Below are 20,646 nucleotides of genomic sequence, written 5' to 3'. Positions count from 1 at the left end.
GTGGCAAAGCCACCCCAAAACCATCCCCCTCGGTGTATCTGGCGGAGCTGGGTGAGGCTATTGGGGCGGCTTCGCCACCCAGCGCGGGCGATGCGGCGTTCCGACAAGCCCGCTCGCCACAGGGAAGGCTGTTCGTCAAAGGGCGATTTCAGGTGATGGCCTTGTGACAATATTTCACCTATACAAGAATTATTCTCGCTACAATCCTCGGCCTTTCCCGGCATGGATGCCGCTCGCACTGTCATCCCTAGAGAAGCCCCATGCTTACCGGCAGTTATTCCCCCGCACTGGTCCTGATTTCCCTACTGGTGGCGATCCTCGCTTCCTATACCGCCCTTGACTTGACCGGCCGCATTGCCACGGCCAAGGGGCGGGCGGTGTACCTGTGGATGGCCGGCGGGGCACTGGCCATGGGCTGTGGCGTATGGTCGATGCATTTTATCGGGATGTTGGCGTTTAGCCTGCCCATCACCCTGGGGTACGACATTGGCATTACCGCGCTGTCGCTGCTGATCGCCATGCTCTCCAGCGGCTTTGCCCTCTGGCTGGTCAATCAACCGCGCTTGCCGGCCTGGCAGCTGGGCTTTGGCGCCTTGATCATGGGCGCCGGCATCAGCGCCATGCACTACACCGGCATGGCCGCCATGCGCATGACCCCGGGGATCGACTACGACCCCACCTTGTTCGCTGCCTCGCTGCTGATCGCCGTCGGTGCTTCGGCCGCCGCCCTGTGGATTGCCTTCAACCTGCGGCGCAATACCCCCTATGTACGCCTGGCGCGGGGTGGGGCAGCGGTGGTGATGGGCGTGGCCATCGTCGGCATGCATTACACCGGCATGGCCGCTGCCCGTTTTGCCGATGGCAGCTTTTGCGGGGCGTCGGTGGATGGCCTGAGCGGCAGCGGCCTGGATAACCTGGTACTGGTGACCACCCTGGCGGTGCTGGCCATTGCGCTGTTGACCTCGTTGCTTGACGCGCGCCTGGAAGCCCGTACCGCCGTGCTGGCCGATTCCCTGTCCCTGGCCAACCAGGAACTCACCCACTTGGCCTTGCACGACACGCTCACCGGCTTGCCAAACCGTACGCTGTTGGCCGATCGCATTCAGCAGGCTATGCAGTTGGTGGCGGAGCAGGGCGGCTGTTTTGCCCTGATGTTTATCGACCTGGACGGCTTCAAACCCGTCAACGATGCCTTTGGCCATCATATGGGTGACCAATTGCTACGCGAAGTGGGCCTGCGCCTGCGTGAAGATCTGCGCAGCCAGGACACCCTGGCCCGGATCGGTGGCGATGAGTTCGTGTTGCTGGTGCAATTGAGCCAGCCCGACGATGCCCTGCGCCTGGCCGAGCGCCAGGTAGGCCTAATCAACCAGTCATTCCGAGTAGCGGAGCATGACCTGAATATTTCCGCGAGCGTCGGTATCGCCCTGTTCCCCGGCAACGGAGCAACGCCCCAGGAACTGTTGATGAATGCCGATGCGGCGATGTATCACGCCAAGAGCATGGGCAAGAACGGCTACAGCTTTTTTGATGTATCGATGAACACCAACGCGCGCCGGCAACTGCAACTGTTGCAGGATTTGCGCAATGCGGTGGACCAACAGCAGTTGCGCCTGTACTACCAACCCAAGTTCGACGCCCTCAGTGGCCGCGCTGTCGGCGCCGAGGCGCTGTTGCGCTGGGAGCATCCACAACATGGCTTGTTGCTGCCGGACAAGTTTATCGAGCTGGCGGAAAAGACTGGGGTGATCATTGCCATCGGCGACTGGGTGCTCAACGAAGCGTGCCGGCAAATGCAAGTGTGGTTTGCCCAGGGGTATCGGGACTGGCGCATCGCGGTCAACCTGTCGGCCTTGCAGTTCTGCCATGCCGGGCTGGTCACCAGTGTGGCCAACGCCCTGCAGCGTCACCAGTTGCCGGCCAACAGCCTGACCCTGGAAATCACCGAAACCACCGCCATGAGCGATGCCGATGCCAGCATGACGGTGTTGCAGAAACTCTCGGAAATGGGCGTTGACCTGTCAATCGACGACTTTGGCACCGGTTATTCCAGCCTGATGTACCTCAAGCGCCTGCCGGCCAACGAGCTGAAGATCGACCGCGGTTTTGTACGGGACCTGGAGCATGACAGTGACGATGCCGCCATCGTCTCGGCGATTGTCGCCCTGGGCCAGGCCCTCGGCCTGCGCATCGTCGCCGAAGGGGTGGAAACCGACATGCAGCAGGATTTCCTCACGCGTCTGGGCTGTGACTCGTTGCAAGGCTATCACCTGGGCCACCCGCTGCCGCCGGATACATTTATGAGCGCCATCGTGGCCAAGGAACAACTGACCCGGCCGCCGTTTACCCAACCCTGAGATCAATTGACCCCGGTCCATGCAAAACCTGGCAGGCACAGGTATTCTTGGATCCAACAGCCTGGGTTGAATGGGGAGTCAGTACACATGGACAAAGTCGTCATCATTACCGGTGGCAGTCGTGGGATCGGGGCCGCCACGGCCTTGCTGGCGGCCCGGCAGGGCTATCGCATCTGCATCAATTTCCAGTCTGACGAAGAAGCCGCCCTGCGTGTGCTGGAGCAGGTCCGCGCACTCGGCGCCCAGGCCATCGCGGTGCGCGCCGACGTGAGCATCGAAGACGAAGTGATCAGCCTGTTCAACCGTGTCGACACCGAATTGGGTCGCGTCACCGCGCTGGTGAACAACGCCGGCACTGTCGGCCACAAGTCGCGGGTCGACGAAATGTCCGAGTTCCGCATCCTGAAAATCCTCAAGACCAACGTGCTGGGCCCGATCCTGTGCGCCAAGCATGCATTGCTGCGAATGTCGCCCAAGCACGGCGGGCAGGGCGGTAGCATCGTCAATGTGTCCTCGGTGGCGGCACGCCTGGGCTCGCCCGGTGAGTACGTGGACTACGCGGCGTCCAAGGGCGCGCTGGACACCTTTACCATTGGCTTGTCCAAGGAAGTGGCGGGCGAGGGGATCCGGGTCAACGCGGTGCGCCCGGGTTATATCTTCACTGAATTCCACGCCTTGAGCGGCGACCCGGACCGGGTCAGCAAGCTTGAGCCGGGCATTCCCATGGCCCGAGGCGGGCGCCCTGATGAAGTGGCGGAAGCGATTGTCTGGTTGTTATCGGACAAGGCCTCGTACACCACCGGGACATTTCTGGATCTTGGCGGCGGGCGTTGATCCTGCCTGGGTGCTGAGAGCCCCCCCACAAAGGGGCGGGGCTCCCTGGCTTTTCGTGGCGAGCGGGCTTGTCGGAACGCCGCATCGCCCGCGCTGGGTGGCGAAGCCGCCCCAATCGCCTCACCACGTTGTGCCAGATATACCGAGGTGGCTGGTTTTGGGGCTGCTGGCGCAGCCCAACGGGGGACAAGCCCCCTCGCCACAGGGGGGGCGTTGCGGCAGCTAGGAACTTACTGTGGATCGCAGATTTTCTGTGGCGAGCGGGCTTGCCCCGCGCTGGGTGGCGAAGCCGCCCCAATCGCCTCACCACGTTCTGCCAGCCACCGACACGAACCCGTGTCAGAAAGTGCCTAACGCCTGATACCCCCGACGCGCAAACTGGTCCAGGCGATCTGCCTCCGAGTCATGCAGGATGGTGACGCCCAAGTCGGAAAACCCGTCGATCTTGCCATTACGTTCCTCGCTGCCCTTGAGCTTGTCTTCGTCCAGGTTATCAATGAAGCGCAGCACTTTTTCCAGGTTGTAGATCGCATCGGCGCGGGCCTCGGGGTCTGTGTTGGACTGTGTCCAATCCCCCAGATGGCGCTTGAGGTCCACATCGACCTGAAAGCGATCATTGCCTTCCAGGAAGTCCTTGAGTACCGGGCTCTGTTCGATAATCCTTTCTGCCGAACGATGGTCACCCGCCGGGCGCCCGGCTGGCCCGTTCAACTGGCGAACTTCGCGCCGTTCGGCCACCCGCATGTAGTTGGGTGGGAGCGGAAGATGGAAGAAGGGCGGCAGTACACCTCGCATCAAACGTTTCCTGAGCAATGGAGAAAATGGACCTCCCCTACGTGGCACGTTTCAGTGTTTGGTTCCCTTTCAAGCGCAGCCCCTTAAAACGAACGCACAATGCGCCCCAACGTTTCCATGGCCTTTTCCGCCGCCTCATCCCAGGGGCTGCCGTAGTTCAAGCGAATGCAGTTACGAAAGCGTTGGGTCGGCGAAAAAATCGGCCCCGGCGCGATGCTGATACCTTGGGCCAAGGCCATCTGGAACAGTTTCAACGAGTCGGTCTGTTCTGGCAGTTCCAGCCACAGGAAATAGCCGCCGGCCGGTTGGCTGACCCGGGTTTGCGCCGGAAAGTAGCGGCCGATGGCGGCGAGCATGGCACTTTGCTGCTCTTCCAGGGCATAGCGCAATTTACGCAGGTGCCGGTCGTAGCCGCCGTGTTGCAGGTAATCGGCAATCGCCGCCTGGGCGGGCATCGAGGCACAAAGCGAGGTCATCAGCTTCAGGCGTTCGATCTTTTGCGCATAACGGCCAGCGGCCACCCAGCCTACGCGATAGCCAGGGGCCAGGCTCTTGGCGAAAGAACCGCAGTGCATCACCAGGCCTTCGGTGTCGAAGGCCTTGGCGGGCTTGGGCGCCTGCTGGCCGTAATACAACTCGGCGTACACGTCGTCCTCGATCAGCGGCACCTGATGCCCGCGCAACAACTCAACCAACGCCTGCTTCTTGGCCTCGGGCATGGTTGCGCCCATGGGGTTCTGGAAACTGGTCATGCACCAGCAGGCCTTGATCGGGTAGCGCTCCAGGGTCTGGGCCAGCACTTGGAGGTCGATGCCATCGCGCGGGTGCACGGGGATTTCCACGGCCTTGAGTTTCAAGCGCTCGAGCACTTGCAGGCAGGCATAAAACGCCGGGGCCTCGATGGCCACCAGGTCTCCCGGCTCGGTCACCGCCTGCAGGCACAGGTTCAGCGCTTCGAGGGCGCCGTTGGTGATCAGCAACTCCTCCATGGGCAGCATCAAGCCGCCGACCATGTAGCGCAGGGCAATTTGCCGGCGCAGTTGCGGGTTGCCCGGCGACATGTCGGTGACCACCATGCGCGGATCCATCTCGCGGCTGGCGCTGGCCAGGGAGCGGGCCAGGCGTTGCAGGGGGAACAGCATCGGGCTGGGGAAGGCCGAGCCAAACGGTACGGTCTGCGGGTCCTTGATCGAATCGAGTACCGAAAACACCAGCTCGCTGACGTCCACTTCAGTGGACTCGTGCACATGGGCGCTGACCGCAGGCTCGGAAAACGGGCTGGGGGCATGGGTATTGACGAAATACCCGGAGCGCGGGCGCGCACGGATCAGGCCACGGCGCTCCAGCAGGTAATAGGCCTGGAACACCGTGGATGGGCTGACGCCATACGTTTGGCTGGCATAGCGCACCGACGGCACACGCTGGCCGGGGCCGAGGACGCCGGAGCGGATCAGTTCAGCGATGTCGTCGGCAAATTTCTCGTAGCGTTTCATCGTGATCCTAGGTCTACACAGGTCAAAGTGTGGGAGCGGGCTTGCCCGCGATTACGGTGTGTCAGTAGCAGATATTTCGACTGACGCACCGCTATCGCGGGCAAGCCCGCTCCTACAAGGGAGGTTGCGTGGGTCAGCGGTTCAGCGGCGCCACAAAACGGCTGTCGGCGACACTATAAACACTTGGCTCATCCTTATCCGTCACCTTGAAGCGGATGGTTTGCGAGCTACTGGTCGGTTTGTCACGGGTCAACGCCACAGAAACCGGCAAGTCGGTAATTTCCCCCGGCGCCAGGCTGACCTCGGTCTTGCCCTGCAGCTCGAAGCCCTCGCCATCCAGCAGCTCCACGCGGTAATCCTGGCGCTGTTGGGTCTTGTTGATGATCTTCAGGCTGTAGATATTCTCGATCAGCCCCTGGCTGTTTTCCCGGAACATCCCACGGTCCTTGGTCACGTCCAGCGAGACCATTGGCCGCTGCACCAGCGCCATCACCAACGCAGCGATCATCACCAGCAGCACCGCACTGTAGCCGATCAATCGCGGTCGCAGCAGGTGGGTCTTGCCGCCCTGCATCTGATGCTCGGAGGTGTAGCTCACCAAGCCCCGCGCATAGCCCATCTTGTCCATGATCGAATCACAGGCGTCGATGCAGGCTGCGCAGCCGATGCATTCCATCTGCAGGCCGTCGCGGATATCGATGCCGGTGGGGCATACCTGTACGCACAAGTGGCAGTCGATGCAGTCGCCCAGGCCGACCTCGGCCGGGTTCACATCACGCTTGCGCGGGCCACGGCTTTCGCCACGGGAGGCGTCGTAGGAAATGGTCAGGGTGTCCTTGTCGAACATCACGCTCTGGAACCGTGCATACGGGCACATATGCATGCACACCGCTTCACGCAGCCAGCCGGCATTGATGTAGGTGGCGCCGGTAAAGAACAGCACCCAGAACAGGCTGACGCCGCCCATCTGCCAGGTCAGCAGTTCTTCGGCCAACGGCCGGATCGGGGTGAAGTAGCCGACAAAGGTCAAACCGGTCAGCACGCTGATCGCCAGCCACAGCGTGTGCTTGGCCGCACGGCGCGCCAGCTTGTTCACGCCCCAGGGCGCAGCCTGCAGCTTGATCCGCTGGTTGCGCTCGCCTTCGGTGACTTTCTCGCACCACATGAACAACCAGGTAAACGAGCTTTGCGGGCAGGTGTAGCCACACCAGATGCGGCCGGCAAAGACGGTGATCGCAAACAGCCCGAAGGCACAGATGATCAACAACGCCGACAACAGGATGAAGTCCTGGGGCCAGAAGGTCGCGCCAAAAATATGGAACTTACTTTCCGCCAGGTCCCACAACACTGCCTGGCGTGAGTCCCAGTTCAGCCACACGGTGCCAAAAAACGCCAGGAACAAAAAGCCTGCGCCACTGATGCGCAAGGTGCGGAACAGGCCGGTGAAACTGCGGGTGTGGATCAGGTTGTCGCTGGATTTGGCCTTCATCTTCTTTGGATGTGCAGGCTCGAAATTTTCTACTAATCGGACGGGGATTCTATCGCTCATGGTCTTTCGCTCATCAGCCTCCATCAGGCGGATGAACTATGGGCCGCGATCTGTTTGCATAACAGACTCAGGTAAATCGATAAAAAGCGGATCAGATGGGTTTTGGCGCCCGCCCTGCGACAATGTGCAGCACCCCGCAAGCCGTGGGGCCGATGCCTGGATCAACCGTGCCCACGGCATGCTGATCCAGATCAATCAAATCACCGAATCACCGTCAGTGGCCTTGAGGTGCTTACGCCCATCGATGGCGCCGGCCACGGTCAAGGCGTCGGCTTGCGCCTCGGTGATGTAAATCCGCTGGCCGTCGATCTCCACCGCCGACATGGCTTTATCGCTGTCGGTAATCACCGTTACCTCCAACACACTGCAACGCTGCTCTTCGCCGCTGTCGTCAATCTTGAAATAGCAGCTCTGGTTTTCGATACGTACGGGCATGGTGTTCTCCTGGTTGCACAGTCCTGTTGGTTAGGTGTCGCGCCCTTGCCAATGGTTCGGCGCAACTGACTGGCGGTCGTTGCTGTCCATCTTCTATCCCCCCATGAAAAGGACAGGACCATGGACGCCTGGTGGCAAGAAGTCTGGCAAACCCTGCAAAGCGAATTCGCCGATATCGGCGATGCGCGGCAAATGACGCAAATCACCGTACGCCTGCTGATTGCAGCGATCCTCGGTGGCATCCTCGGCTTTGAACGTGAACAAAAGGGCAAGGCCGCGGGGGTGCGCACCCATATGCTGGTGGCGATGGGCGCAGCGTTGTTTGTGCTGGTCCCGCAGATCGGCGGTGCCCAGGCCGATGCCATGAGCCGGGTGGTGCAAGGGGTGATCGCCGGGATCGGTTTTTTGGGCGCGGGCACCATCCTCAAGGGCAAGGAAGAGGAGGCCGGGCAGCACGTCAAGGGGCTGACCACTGCGGCCGGCTTGTGGATGACCGCCGCCATCGGGGTGGCGGCGGGGCTGGGCAAGGAGTCCACGGCGGTGCTGAGCACCGTGCTCGCCCTTGCCGTGTTCAGCGTGATGCCAAGGATTGTGAAGCTGTTGGACAAGCCTTAGCCGCGGCTCCTACACGATAACCGGCGGCATCGTCGTCGGCGGTTCTTCCTTTGCCGGTGGCACGCTTTCCGGAGGTTCCTGCTCGGGAATCGGCTCCGGTTCGGTCGGCGGCAGGGTGGGTTTGTCGATATTCGGGTCTGGGGTTTCAGCAGGAATGGGGATGTTCATCGCGGTGGCCTCGTTTGTGCTTTGCTCAACCGGTGGACAACCGTCATGGCCGTTTGATTCCCGCCCGATGGCGGTACATCCACCTGAACTTTTCCAACGCGCCCGGGCTCGGACCTTATGTGGCCGGCTCAGGGAGAGCCCGCTTGCAGCACTGACAATCAAGCACAAGAGCGTCCATGGGGCGTAAGGGGAGATGCTCGATGACTGCTGAAAGACCCGCACTACCACTGTCCCAGGCACTGTTGCTGCCCAGGATCGCCATTGAAGACACCACACCTGTGATCGACGCCGGGGCCTTTGCGGTCAAGGCCGTGCAAGGCCAGCGCATCCAGGTGGCGAGCAATGTCTTTGCCGATGGCCATGACCAGTTGGCCGTCTTGATCCGTTGGCAGGCCTTGGGTGAAGACAGCTGGCACAGCGTGCCCATGAGTGACCAGGGCAACAATGCCTGGCAGGGCGCGTTCAGCGTGACCGAGCAAGGCCCCCACCAGTATTGCGTCGAAGCGTGGATCGATCATTTCGCCAGCTTCTGCTACGAATTGGGCAAGAAACACACGGCCGGGGTTCCTGTCAGCCTGGAGCTGCAGGAAGGTCGCAACCAGGTGCTGCAGGCTGCCGAACGTAGCGAAGGCGAGCTGCAGAAGCGCTTGCAGCAGTTGCACCAGCAATTGTCCGGGCTGCTGGAAACCGAGCAGGTCGCGCTGTTTCTGCACGAAGACAGTGCACAGCTGATGGCCCAGGCTGATTTGCGCCCCTACCTGAGTATCAGCCCGCTGTACCCACTGGATGTGGAGCGCCCCCAGGCGCTGTTTGCCAGTTGGTACGAGCTGTTCCCGCGCTCGATCACCGACGATCCGGCGCGCCACGGCACCTTCAATGACGTGCATTCGCGCCTGGCGATGATCCACGACATGGGCTTTGACGTCCTGTATTTCCCCCCGATTCATCCCATTGGCCGTAGCCATCGCAAGGGCAAGAACAACTCACTGAGCGCCGGCCCCGATGATCCCGGCAGCCCCTATGCGATCGGCAGCGAGGAGGGCGGCCACGATGCAATCCATTCGCAACTGGGCACCCGCGAGGATTTCCGGCGCCTGGTAGCCGCCGCCGCCGAGCATGGCCTGGAAATCGCCCTGGACTTTGCCATCCAGTGCTCCCAGGACCACCCGTGGCTCAAACAACACCCCGGCTGGTTCAACTGGCGTCCGGACGGCACGATCAAATACGCGGAAAACCCGCCGAAAAAATATCAGGACATCGTCAACGTCGACTTCTATGCCGCCGATGCGATCCCCAGCCTGTGGCTGGAGCTGCGCGACATTGTGCTGGGTTGGGTCGAGGAGGGGGTCAAGACCTTCCGCGTCGACAACCCCCACACCAAGCCGCTGCCATTTTGGCAATGGCTGATCAGTGACGTAAGGGCCCAACACCCGGAGGTGATCTTCCTCGCCGAAGCCTTCACCACCCCGGCGATGATGGCGCGCCTGGGCAAGGTCGGTTATTCCCAGAGCTACACCTATTTCACCTGGCGCAACACCAAGGCCGAACTCAGCGAGTACTTCACCCAACTGAACCAGTCGCCCTGGCGCGAATGCTACCGGCCGAACTTTTTCGTCAATACACCGGACATCAACCCAGGCTTCTTGCATGAGTCCGGCCGCCCGGGCTTTTTGATCCGCGCCGCGCTGGCCACCATGGGCTCGGGCCTGTGGGGCATGTACTCGGGCTTTGAACTGTGTGAAAGCGCGCCAGTGCCGGGCAAGGAAGAGTACCTGGACTCGGAAAAGTACGAGATCCGCCCCCGGGACTTCAGCGCCCCCGGCAACATCATTGCCGAGATCGCCCAGCTCAACCGCATCCGCCGGCAAAACCCGGCGCTGCAGACACACCTGGGCCTGACGCTCTACAACGCCTTCAACGACAACATCCTGTACTTCGGCAAGCGCAGCGAAGATGGCAGCAACTTCATCCTGATCGCCGTCAGCCTCGACCCGTTCAACGCCCAGGAGGCCCATTTCGAGTTGCCGCTGTGGGAGATGGGCTTGCCGGACGACGCCCAGGTCCAGGGCGAAGACCTGATGAATGGCCATCGCTGGACCTGGTACGGCAAGACCCAATGGATGCGCATCGAGCCTCACATGCCGTTTGGCATCTGGCGCATAACCCATTCTTAAGTCGAACACGGTCTTCAGAACCCTGAGGATCCAATGTGGGAGCTGGCTTGCCTGCGATAGCGGTGGGTCAGTGAAAAGCATCTTTGCTGATCCATCGCTATCGCAGGCAAGCCAGCTCCCACATTAACCACAGTATTTATTCAGGAGTTTCCAATGGCGAAGAAACCCAAGGCTGCCACCTTTATCAAAGACCCGCTCTGGTACAAGGACGCGGTGATTTACCAGGTTCACGTCAAATCCTATTTCGACTCCAACAACGACGGCATCGGTGACTTCCCCGGGCTGATCGCCAAACTCGACTACATCGCCGACCTGGGCGTGAATACCATCTGGCTGCTGCCGTTCTATCCTTCGCCACGGCGTGACGACGGCTATGACATCGCCGAATACCGGGGTGTACACAGCGACTACGGGACCATGGCCGACGCCAAGCGCTTTATCGCCGAGGCGCACAAGCGTGGCCTGCGGGTGATCACGGAACTGGTGATCAACCACACGTCCGACCAGCACCCCTGGTTCCAGCGGGCACGCAAAGCCAAGCCCGGTTCCAGTGCGCGGGATTTCTACGTGTGGTCCGATGACGACCAGAAATACGATGGCACCCGCATCATCTTCCTCGACACCGAAAAGTCCAACTGGACCTGGGACCCGGTGGCCGGCCAGTACTTCTGGCACCGTTTCTACTCCCACCAGCCGGACCTCAACTTCGATAACCCGCAAGTCATGAAAGCCGTGCTGTCGGTGATGCGCTACTGGCTGGACATGGGCATCGACGGCCTGCGCCTGGACGCGATTCCCTACCTGATCGAGCGCGACGGCACCAACAACGAAAACCTCCCCGAAACCCACGATGTACTCAAGCAGATCCGCGCCGAGATCGACGCCAATTACCCCGACCGCATGCTGCTGGCCGAAGCCAACCAGTGGCCGGAAGATACCCAGCTGTACTTTGGCGACCAGAAAGGCGATGACGGCGATGAGTGCCACATGGCCTTCCATTTTCCGTTGATGCCGCGCATGTATATGGCCCTGGCCCAGGAAGATCGCTTCCCGATCACCGACATTCTGCGCCAGACCCCGGAAATCCCCGCCAACTGCCAATGGGCGATTTTCCTGCGCAACCATGATGAGCTGACCCTGGAAATGGTCACCGACAAGGAGCGCGATTACCTGTGGAACTACTACGCCGCCGACCGCCGCGCGCGTATCAACCTGGGTATTCGCCGGCGCCTGGCACCACTGATGGAACGCGACCGCCGGCGCATCGAGCTGCTCAACAGTCTGCTGTTGTCCATGCCCGGCACGCCGACCCTGTACTACGGGGATGAAATCGGTATGGGCGACAACATCTACCTGGGTGACCGCGACGGCGTGCGTACGCCGATGCAGTGGTCCATCGACCGCAATGGCGGGTTTTCCCGCGCCGATCCGGCCAGCCTGGTGCTGCCGCCGATCATGGACCCGCTCTACGGTTACCAGTCGGTCAACGTCGAAACCCAGGCCCAGGACCCACACTCACTGCTGAACTGGACCCGGCGCATGCTGGCGATCCGCAAGCAGTCCAAGGCATTTGGCCGTGGCAGCCTGAAAATGCTCTCGCCCAGCAATCGCCGGATCCTGGCCTATACCCGCGAATACACCGGCGCCGACGGCAAGCACGAAATCATCCTGTGCGTGGCCAACGTGTCGCGCACCGCCCAGGCGGCGGAGCTGGACCTGTCGGCCTTCGCCGGCATGGTTCCGGTGGAAATGCTCGGTGGCAATGCATTCCCGCCCATTGGCCAGCTGAATTTCCTGCTGACCCTGGCGCCCTATGGCTTCTACTGGTTCGTACTGGCCACCGAAAACCAAATGCCCAGCTGGCATGTGGAACCGGCCCAAAGCATGCCGGACTTCACCACCCTGGTCCTGAAAAAACGCCTCGAAGAGTTGCTCGAAGCGCCATCGCGCACCACCCTGGAGCAAACCTCGTTACCCACCTGGCTGCCCAAGCGGCGCTGGTTTGCCAATAAGGACGCGGCCATCGACAGTGTGCACATTGCCTATGGCGTACGGTTTGGCGATGCGCAGCACCCGGTGTTGCTCAGCGAGATAGAAGTGACCAGCGGCGGGCAGACCAGCCGTTACCAATTGCCCTTCGGCCTGCTAGGCGAAGACCAGTTCACCAGCGCCTTGCCGCAACAACTGGCCTTGGCGCGGGTGCGGCGGGTGCGCCAGGTGGGCTTGATCACCGATGCCTTCAGCCTCGACAGCTATATCCGCGCGGTCATCGAGGGCCTGCGTGCGCAGACCGTGCTCAGCAGCAGTGACGGCGAGATCCGTTTCGAGCCGACCCCGCAATTGGCCAACCTGCCGGTGGGGGACGAGTTGCAAGTGCGCTACCTGGCGGCAGAACAATCCAACAGTTCCGTGGTGGTGGGCGAAAGCCTGGTGCTGAAGTTGATTCGCAAAGTCAGCGCCGGGGTCCACCCGGAACTGGAAATGGGCGCCTACCTGACCGCCGCCGGCTACGCGCATATCTCGCCCTTGCTGGGTTCGGTGATCCGTCGCGATGCCGAGGGCCAGGACAATCTGTTGATGATCGCCCAGGGCTATCTCAGCAACCAGGGCGATGCCTGGAGCTGGACCCAGAACAACCTGGAGCGGGCGATCCGCGACGAACTGGCCCAAGCCATTTCCGAACAGGAACAACACTACAACGCCCTCGGTGAACTGGCCGATTTCGCCGGGCTGCTGGGGCAGCGGCTCGGGGAGATGCACAACGTCCTGGCCGCGCCTACGAGCAATCCGGACTTCCAGCCTGAAGTCACCTCGGCCAAGGACTGCCAGGGGTGGGCCAAGCAAGTGGGGGCCCAGGTCGAGCGCGCCCTGCAGTTGCTCAAACAGCATCAAAGTGAATTGAACCCTGACGATCAGGCGTTGGTCACTCAACTGCTGGCGCAGAAAAAGCCCATCGCCAGCCATGTGCAGGAGTTGGCAAAAGCCACCCTGGGCGGTTTGCGCATCCGTGTGCATGGGGATTTGCACCTGGGCCAGGTGCTGGTGGTCAAGGGCGATGCCTACCTGATCGACTTCGAAGGCGAACCCGCACGGCCGCTGCACGAGCGCCGGGGCAAGCACAGCCCGTACAAGGACGTCAGCGGCGTGTTGCGTTCGTTCGACTATGCCGCCGCCATGGCCCTGAATGTGCAAGCACAAGGCCTGGATCACTCGGCTGATGCTGATGCGGCACGCCAGCGGGTCGCCGATCGTTACCTGAGTGAAGCGCGACAGGCATTTATCCAGGCGTATCAACAGGCTACGTCTACACTGGCGCATGACTGGCAGGATGCCAAAGGGGCGCAGGCGGCACTGGCGTTGTTCAGCCTGGAGAAGGCTGCGTACGAAGTGACCTACGAAGCGCAGAACCGCCCGACCTGGCTGGCGGTGCCATTGCGTGGTTTGCACGGGTTGTTGGCCGGCCACATTTAGGGGGTTTGCTGTGTCTGACCTTATTCAAAACCACAAGCAGTGGGAGAAATCATGAGTTTTACACACAAAGAACCGCTGCAATCGACGTTCAAGATCATGCCTGCCCCCAAGGATATCGAAGCCCTGGTGCGAGCCGAGCACACGGATCCGTTCGCGATCCTCGGGCCCCATGAGGACGAGGCAGGCGGTCAGGTCATCCGCGCGTTTTTGCCCGAGGCCTTGAGCGTCGAGGTCCTGGCCCGTGGCAGTCACGAGGTGCTCGGCAGCCTCGACGCCACGCCGGTCCCAGGCTTATTCATTGGGCATTTCGCCACACGCCAGGGCTATCTGCTGAAGATCCAGTGGGCGGGCGGCGAGCAGATCACCGAAGACCCCTATAGCTTCGGGCAGTTGCTCGGGGAAATGGACCTGTACCTGTTTGCCGAAGGCAATCACCGCGACCTGAGCAACTGCCTCGGCGCCCAGGTGATGAGTGTTGACGGCATCCAGGGCGTGCGCTTTGCGGTGTGGGCGCCGAATGCGCGGCGAGTCTCGGTGGTGGGTGATTTCAATATCTGGGACGGGCGCCGCCACCCGATGCGCCTGCGTCATCCGGCAGGGGTCTGGGAGATCTTTATCCCTCGCCTGCAACCGGGGGCGGCCTATAAATACGAAATCCTCGGCGCCACCGGGATCCTGCCGCTCAAGGCCGATCCCATGGCCCTGGCTACACAACTGCCGCCCGACACCGCGTCGAAAGTCGCCGCGCCGTTGCAGGTGGAGTGGGCAGACGAGGCGTGGATGCAAGCCCGGGGCAAGCGCCAGGCGGCCAGCGCGCCGCTGTCGATCTACGAACTGCACGTCGGCTCCTGGCAATGCGAACTCGACGAGTTGGGCGAAGTGGCGCGCCAATACGGCTGGCGCGAGCTGGGTGAGCGGCTGATTCCCTATGTGCAGCAACTGGGGTTTACCCATATCGAGTTGATGCCGATCATGGAGCACCCTTTCGGCGGTTCCTGGGGCTATCAGCCGCTGTCGCAGTTTGCGCCCAGCGCGCGCTTCGGCTCGCCCGATGACTTCGGCGCGTTCGTCAACGCCTGCCATCAGGCGGATATCGGCATTATCCTCGACTGGGTACCCGCGCATTTCCCCACCGATACCCACGGCCTGGCGCAGTTCGACGGCACCGCACTGTACGAATATGGCAACCCGCTCGAAGGCTTCCACCAGGACTGGGACACCCTGATCTACAACCTGGGGCGCACCGAGGTTCACGGTTTTATGCTGGCCTCGGCGTTGCACTGGCTCAAGCATTTCCATATCGATGGCCTGCGGGTGGATGCGGTGGCGTCGATGCTGTATCGCGACTATTCGCGCAAGGCCGGCGAGTGGGTGCCCAATCGCCACGGCGGGCGCGAGAACCTGGAGGCCATCGACTTCCTGCGCCATTTGAACGATGTGGTGGCACTGGAGGCCCCTGGTGCCCTGGTGATTGCCGAGGAATCCACGGCCTGGCCCGGTGTCAGCCAGCCGACCCAGCAGGGCGGCCTGGGCTTCAACTACAAGTGGAACATGGGCTGGATGCACGATTCGCTGCATTACATCCAGCAAGACCCGGTGTACCGCGCCCACCATCACAACGAACTGAGTTTCGGCCTGGTGTATGCCTGGTCCGAGCGCTTTGTGCTGCCGATTTCCCATGATGAAGTGGTGCATGGCAAACACTCGCTGATCGACAAAATGCCCGGTGATCGCTGGCAGAAATTCGCCAACCTGCGTGCGTACCTGAGCTTTATGTGGATGCATCCGGGCAAAAAACTGCTGTTCATGGGCTGTGAGTTCGGCCAATGGCGCGAATGGAATCATGACCAGCAACTGGACTGGTACCTGCTGCAGTACCCGGAACACCGCGGCGTGCAGAAACTGGTGGGCGACCTCAATCGCCTGTACCGCGAAGAGCCGGCGTTGCATGAGCAGGACGATGCGCCGCAGGGCTTCCAGTGGTTGATTGGTGACGATGCCATCAACAGCGTGTATGCGTGGCTGCGCTGGGGTAAAAGCGGCAAGCCGGTGCTGGTCGTTGCCAACTTCACCCCGGTCCCCCGAGAGGCGTACAAGGTCGGCGTGCCCTTGGCCGGCCGCTGGAAGGAGCTGATCAACAGCGATGCCGACACCTATTCCGGCTCCAACTACGGCAATGGCGGCGAAGCCTTTACCCAGGACGAGCCGCTCCATGGGCAGGCCGTATCACTGTCGTTGAATTTGCCGCCCTTGGCCGTGTTGATTCTGCGCCAGGAGTAATAACCGTAGGAGCCGGCCTGCCGGCGATGGACGATAACGCTGATGTTGGGTACCAGACACCCCGCAGCGTTTATCGGCCGCCATCGCCGCCAAGCCGACGCCTGAAAACGGCCCGCGCCGTTGCCCTGACGAGCGCCGTTACCAATTCCTCTGGAACAATTTCTTACGTGTGATCCACACAAGGCTGTCAGCGATCAGGCGTAGGATCTCCGTTCACCTCGTTTCGTCGCTGTCCCTGTGTATCACTGCCAGAGACGCAAACACCATGCCCCCAGCAAGCTTGAATACCCGACATGCCACTCTTTCGCCTCAGGTGGCCCCGCCAGTTGATGCACCACCTGCGGCCCAGGGCAAATCCAGCCTGGCCGCGCTGCCAATGGCAGAGCCACCTGCCGGTTCGCAACAGGCCGAGGTGCGAGGCAAACTGGGGGATCTGGACGAAATGCTGAAGACTCTGAGGGAGCTTGCAGCCTCGAAAAACGCCGATACCCCCGTGAACAAAAGCGTGTTCCTGAACAAAGACTCACCGTTGATACCGCCGAACGGTTCCACCGAGCCGGGTACCAACCGGCTGGAGAACATGCTCAAGTTTTATGGCATCGTGCCATCTGATCCAAAGACACCGGAGCAACTGCAAGCAGCCATTTATGCCGTGGCAGATGCCCGCAGCGAAATCGCCCTGGGTCTGGATAATACTTCCAGTAATGCCGATGGCTTGTTGCACAAGACTAACGAGCCGGCTATCTCTGCATGGGTCACCGAGCAGGAGGCCAAGCACAAGCGGCCTTTGCTCAGTCTGTTGACTGAGGGAATCTCGCCACAGGCCCTTGAAAAAGCCAAGGACACACCTGCCGCGGTACTGGAACTGATACTTAAGTCACCCAAAGCCAATGAGCTGATTCAACAGCTGCTCAAGACCCTGGGCGGGGCTGAATTCCCACTGGATGGCGTCATTACCCGTGAGGTCAAGATCAAATTGTTGCTCAAGGCCCTGACCTTGAGCCTGGACCCGGTGCAAGGCCAAAAGCCGGGGCATATCGCCGGCTTTGACCTGGCGTCGAGTGAGCATTGGAACCAAAGCTACCCAGCCATCAAGTCCGAGTTCAGGCAACACTTGGTCAGCACAAGGCAGTTATCCAACGACCAGGCCTATCTGGCGGCCTATATCCTCAAACCCCAATTCCCGGCCGACTTTGCCGTACGTGATACACCGGCAGAACTGCCTTACCAGGGATCGGCGGCGTGGGTGAACTTCAAGCACGGCGTCAGCCTGGCCGAAGCGATAAAACCAGGCTCTTCACGGCACATGAGTGTTCAGGAGCTGGTTGACCTGCCAGCCAAGTTCAGCGAGCAAGCGACGACGGACGAGCAGTGGGCGGCTATCGCGTCGACCCGTATCCCGGCGACGTTGGATTGGGCCGTGGCACAAGGGCTGCTCCCACAAAAACAGGACTACTCCCAGGAGGAGATCAATACAGCAGTCGCCGCATTGGATGCCCACGTCGATAAGGTGGTGTCGGCAGCCCAGCAATTGTCAGCGGATGTGCCGATGCGCAAGGATTATTTCGAGCGTATGGCGCGGGGTACTTCACGCACCGAAGTGCTGAGCCTGTTCAGCCCGTTGTTTCTTCTGTACAGGCGTCTCAATGGCGAGAAAATCACGCCGGCCGAGGTCAGCTATAAATACCCTGTCTATGATCAAGCCACGTTCAAAACGGCGTTCGACAAGTACCTTAAGGATACAAAGTCAGCCTATGCAAAACTGATCACCGACCAGTTGTCCCAACTCCCGTTAAAAGACCGCAGGGCCATTGAACAGGGAGATGTCACGGTTTACGCACTTAGGACCAAACCCGACTCAGCCAAGGAAACTGATGACGATAAAAAGGCAGCAATCACACGCCCGGCATTTATTCTCAAGGCGGTACATGAGGGGCAGACAACCTACTACGAGATCAATCCTGTCAAAGGTATCGCTCGGCGTCGTGACGACTTGAAACCGATTCTGGAGTCCTACAACCCGGCCGATAAAAACTATGGCAAAGACTTCATCTCGATCGAACACTCCGCTGACGGTGTGCCTTCTGAAGAATTGGTTGTGCGCGACGCTCGTGCAGGTGGCAGGGCTGAGTTCCAGAAAAAGTGGGCGAGCTATAAGTCAGGCAAAGGCCCCAAACCTCCCAGTTTTTCTATCGTTGTCCCTCAACAACTCGCCCACTTTCCATCATCTGCCGCCCCCTCTACACGAGCCGTGCCACAAACCCTCACTTCCGAACGGTCTGAGGCTATCGCAAAGACCGCTACAGATGATCTGTTCTACGTCGATACAGACAGGCTGAAGGAGTGGGCCGAGTCCGATCCTGAGCGAGAAAGTGCCGCACAGAAAAAAGATGAGGCGTTCTGGGAGCGCGTCAAAGGTACCGCGCAGATGGTGGTTCCGCTCTGGAGCGGCATTGAAAGTCTCGTCAAGGGCGACACCAAACAGGGTGTGTTGGATCTGGTTAACGATGGGCTGTCAGCGTTAGCGGGCCCTATGGGCAAGTTTGCCGCGGGCTCGGTGCGTTTGGTTTCGCGTGCAGGCAAGATCGGAGTGCGCGCGCTACTGCCTAAGTTTGGCTCGTTGGTAAAGCAGTTTACGGTTTCTGTGGTGCGCAATCTCAACCCCCTTGACCCCGTGATGCCTGCACTGAGTAGCAGTGGCAACAGGCTGCTGAAGTTCGGCGGCGCGCACCTGCAAAATGTTCAAGCTGGCATTGCACAGTTCAAAAAATCTGCCGTGCTTAAACTGCCCGGCCGAGGGCGTTACGACCTCTCTCCAACAATTGACCTGACCCCCAGGCCCGTTGCCCAAGGACAGACCTTGCGGGTGGCCGAAGGTATTTCCAGTGAGCAGGCACGGGTGGTGAAACGCAATAAATACAGCGATGTGATGGTCGGCGATGACGTCTATCGCTATAACCCGGGCAAACCCGAAAGCCTGGTCAAACTAGGCGGGCCTGAGGATATAGGGACGCTTGAAGGGTTTGTGATGACCTGTGGCGCCGGAGGGCGCCGTCACAAGCGAGATCTCGACGACCTGTGTTACACCAAACAGATCGAACCTGGCGGCACCCCAGTGTTCCAGGACGCCCAGGCCCTGGAGCATCGTCGCCTGATTCCGGGGGTAGGGCAGGCGAAAGGTCCGCGCACGGTCATTCACGAGCATCGTCGTTACCGCGTCAATGAAGCGGGAAACCAAGAGCTACTACCAATGGCCAGTTCACAGCCTGTGACGTACAAGGGCCGTACCACGGGGACCGTAGTCAATGAACCGGACTTTGGTTATGACGACTTTGGTGTGCCTCGGGCGGTCAACCAGCAAACGGTTGTAGTCAAGATGGATGCGATCAGCGATCTGAGTAATGACCAGCGCGTCGTCAGGGGCCTGAAGGTCAATCATGACGGCCGGCAGTACGTGGTGGTCGAGGCCGATACCGGTGTGCACTACTACGCTGAGCTGAACGGCAATGGCCCACTGGAATTTCACCGCATGACCCGCAAGGATCCACTGGACGTTGAATTTATCAAACTGTACGACCAGCATAAGGATATCTATGGCTTTGCCGCCCAGGGCCTGCCGGACAACCCGTTGGTGGTGCTGCCGACTATGGATAGCCTGGTCAAGAAGATCGTCGCTGACGAACCCATGACGCCTAAGGAAATCAACCATCTTGCCAGCGTATTGCAAGGACTGCCCCCCGAAAAACAGCGTGAAGTATTGATGGGGGTGTACGCCGCGGGGAGCAACCCCGGCCATGTGGTAGTCGCGGCAAAGCCGGTGCGACTGGCGCCGATCAAGAAACCGGCTGACTTTGCCCAACTGCCGGCAGAGCAGCAGAACCGCTTGTATGCAGAAGGGGCGAGAAAAGCCGTCGACGAGCAATTCCAGGCCACTGGCATCCGGTCAGCCAATCAACAGGTTCCAGGTCTTGCCGGTGAGGTCGCACGTAGCAACACCGCCACGGAAATGGTGGGCTGGCTTTACACACGAACAGGCGCCCCCAACTATAGCGAAATAGTCCTGAAGACCGGTGCCGGCAATTGCGACCAGATGGCCAAGGTGGCCGTTGATACCATCAATACCAGTGGCGGCCATGCGCGTATCGCGCAAGTCAAGCGGCATACTTTCGCTATCATCGGCGGCCCACCAGGGCAGCCTCGCAGCAAAGGGTTTGTGGGGCCGGAGTGGGATGACGCCTGGGTCGTTGATCCCTGGGCCGGTATCACCTGCCGAGCTGCGGATTACCCCGCGTTGTTCAAGGCGCGAATGCAAGAGTGGAGCCAGTCGGGCCGGCGCATCCTGATCAGCGATGGGGCGACGCCACCCCGTTCAGTGTGGAGTGACCCCTTGGAACCACGCTGGATAGCGGCGACCGTCGATGGCGAGGCTCAGGTGTTCCAATAGTCCCGGGCGCATCGCCCGCGACAGAAAACAC

General features: G+C 60.7%; 12 protein-coding genes. 7 read left to right on the top strand and 5 right to left on the bottom strand.

From position 1 onward, the window contains the following. Nucleotides 1–260 precede the first annotated feature (260 nt). The gene (locus GDV60_RS13800; protein ID WP_092236802.1) at nt 261–2,357 is read left to right on the top strand and encodes a bifunctional diguanylate cyclase/phosphodiesterase; all 2,097 of its coding nucleotides are present in this window, start codon (nt 261–263) and stop codon (nt 2,355–2,357) included. Between the two features lie 87 nt (nt 2,358–2,444). Beyond that, entirely contained in the window at nt 2,445–3,191 is a 747-nt protein-coding gene (locus GDV60_RS13795; protein ID WP_029291594.1) for an SDR family oxidoreductase, read from the top strand. Nucleotides 3,192–3,530: 339 nt separating this feature from the next. Here the strand turns inward: GDV60_RS13795 and GDV60_RS13790 are convergent, their stop codons facing one another. The 4 genes from GDV60_RS13790 to GDV60_RS13775 form a co-directional block, all read right to left on the bottom strand. Next, complete coding sequence (locus GDV60_RS13790; RefSeq protein ID WP_256679300.1) at nt 3,531–3,986, bottom strand: hypothetical protein; 456 nt, start codon at nt 3,984–3,986, stop codon at nt 3,531–3,533. Nucleotides 3,987–4,069: 83 nt separating this feature from the next. Continuing rightward, entirely contained in the window at nt 4,070–5,479 is a 1,410-nt protein-coding gene (gene mapR, locus GDV60_RS13785; protein ID WP_029291598.1) for a GntR family transcriptional regulator MpaR, read from the bottom strand. Between the two features lie 133 nt (nt 5,480–5,612). After that, nucleotides 5,613–7,028, bottom strand: coding sequence for a cytochrome c oxidase accessory protein CcoG (ccoG, locus tag GDV60_RS13780; protein ID WP_159907704.1), 1,416 nt, complete (start codon nt 7,026–7,028; stop codon nt 5,613–5,615). A 195-nt stretch (nt 7,029–7,223) separates the two neighbouring features. After that, nucleotides 7,224–7,463, bottom strand: a complete 240-nt coding sequence (locus tag GDV60_RS13775) for a DUF3203 family protein (RefSeq protein WP_070994825.1) — start codon at nt 7,461–7,463, stop codon at nt 7,224–7,226. Nucleotides 7,464–7,583: 120 nt separating this feature from the next. Between GDV60_RS13775 and GDV60_RS13770 the strand changes: the two genes are divergently transcribed. Further along, a complete protein-coding gene (locus GDV60_RS13770) occupies nt 7,584–8,078 on the top strand; it encodes an MgtC/SapB family protein (RefSeq protein ID WP_159907702.1) in 495 nt (164 codons plus the stop codon). A gap of 9 nt (nt 8,079–8,087) precedes the next feature. On the opposite strand, the gene GDV60_RS26565 is transcribed toward GDV60_RS13770, so the two are convergent. Continuing rightward, entirely contained in the window at nt 8,088–8,246 is a 159-nt protein-coding gene (locus GDV60_RS26565) for a hypothetical protein (RefSeq protein WP_166647845.1), read from the bottom strand. Between the two features lie 200 nt (nt 8,247–8,446). On the opposite strand from GDV60_RS26565, the gene GDV60_RS13765 reads away from it, so the two are divergent. The 4 genes from GDV60_RS13765 to GDV60_RS13750 all read left to right on the top strand — a co-directional run bounded on the left by GDV60_RS13765 (nt 8,447) and on the right by GDV60_RS13750 (nt 20,615). Further along, nucleotides 8,447–10,420 (top strand): alpha-1,4-glucan--maltose-1-phosphate maltosyltransferase, encoded by a 1,974-nt coding sequence (locus tag GDV60_RS13765; protein ID WP_159907700.1) that lies wholly within the window; start codon nt 8,447–8,449, stop codon nt 10,418–10,420. Between the two features lie 153 nt (nt 10,421–10,573). Further along, nucleotides 10,574–13,891, top strand: a complete 3,318-nt coding sequence (treS, locus tag GDV60_RS13760; protein WP_159907698.1) for a maltose alpha-D-glucosyltransferase — start codon at nt 10,574–10,576, stop codon at nt 13,889–13,891. Nucleotides 13,892–13,942: 51 nt separating this feature from the next. Continuing rightward, nucleotides 13,943–16,171 carry a 1,4-alpha-glucan branching protein GlgB gene (gene glgB, locus GDV60_RS13755; RefSeq protein ID WP_159907696.1) on the top strand — a complete coding sequence of 743 codons (2,229 nt, stop codon included), beginning with the start codon at nt 13,943–13,945 and terminating at the stop codon, nt 16,169–16,171. A 265-nt stretch (nt 16,172–16,436) separates the two neighbouring features. After that, nucleotides 16,437–20,615, top strand: a complete 4,179-nt coding sequence (locus GDV60_RS13750) for a hypothetical protein (protein WP_159907694.1) — start codon at nt 16,437–16,439, stop codon at nt 20,613–20,615. Nucleotides 20,616–20,646 lie beyond the last annotated feature (31 nt).

The sequence above is a fragment of the Pseudomonas sp. DTU12.1 genome, from assembly GCF_009873475.1.
GTDB lineage: Bacteria > Pseudomonadota > Gammaproteobacteria > Pseudomonadales > Pseudomonadaceae > Aquipseudomonas > Aquipseudomonas proteolytica.
Note: the sequence above shows the minus strand (reverse complement) of the source record. Positions and strands in the feature narration are given on the sequence as shown.

Coding starts and splice junctions, on each gene's coding strand:
- GDV60_RS26565 (WP_166647845.1), bottom strand. CDS start 8,246: ATGAACATCCCCATTCCTGCTGAAACCCCAGACCCGAATATCGACAAA.
- mapR (WP_029291598.1), bottom strand. CDS start 5,479: ATGAAACGCTACGAGAAATTTGCCGACGACATCGCTGAACTGATCCGC.
- GDV60_RS13790 (WP_256679300.1), bottom strand. CDS start 3,986: ATGCGAGGTGTACTGCCGCCCTTCTTCCATCTTCCGCTCCCACCCAAC.
- GDV60_RS13765 (WP_159907700.1), top strand. CDS start 8,447: ATGACTGCTGAAAGACCCGCACTACCACTGTCCCAGGCACTGTTGCTG.
- GDV60_RS13770 (WP_159907702.1), top strand. CDS start 7,584: ATGGACGCCTGGTGGCAAGAAGTCTGGCAAACCCTGCAAAGCGAATTC.
- GDV60_RS13750 (WP_159907694.1), top strand. CDS start 16,437: ATGCCCCCAGCAAGCTTGAATACCCGACATGCCACTCTTTCGCCTCAG.
- treS (WP_159907698.1), top strand. CDS start 10,574: ATGGCGAAGAAACCCAAGGCTGCCACCTTTATCAAAGACCCGCTCTGG.
- GDV60_RS13795 (WP_029291594.1), top strand. CDS start 2,445: ATGGACAAAGTCGTCATCATTACCGGTGGCAGTCGTGGGATCGGGGCC.
- GDV60_RS13775 (WP_070994825.1), bottom strand. CDS start 7,463: ATGCCCGTACGTATCGAAAACCAGAGCTGCTATTTCAAGATTGACGAC.
- ccoG (WP_159907704.1), bottom strand. CDS start 7,028: ATGAGCGATAGAATCCCCGTCCGATTAGTAGAAAATTTCGAGCCTGCA.
- glgB (WP_159907696.1), top strand. CDS start 13,943: ATGAGTTTTACACACAAAGAACCGCTGCAATCGACGTTCAAGATCATG.
- GDV60_RS13800 (WP_092236802.1), top strand. CDS start 261: ATGCTTACCGGCAGTTATTCCCCCGCACTGGTCCTGATTTCCCTACTG.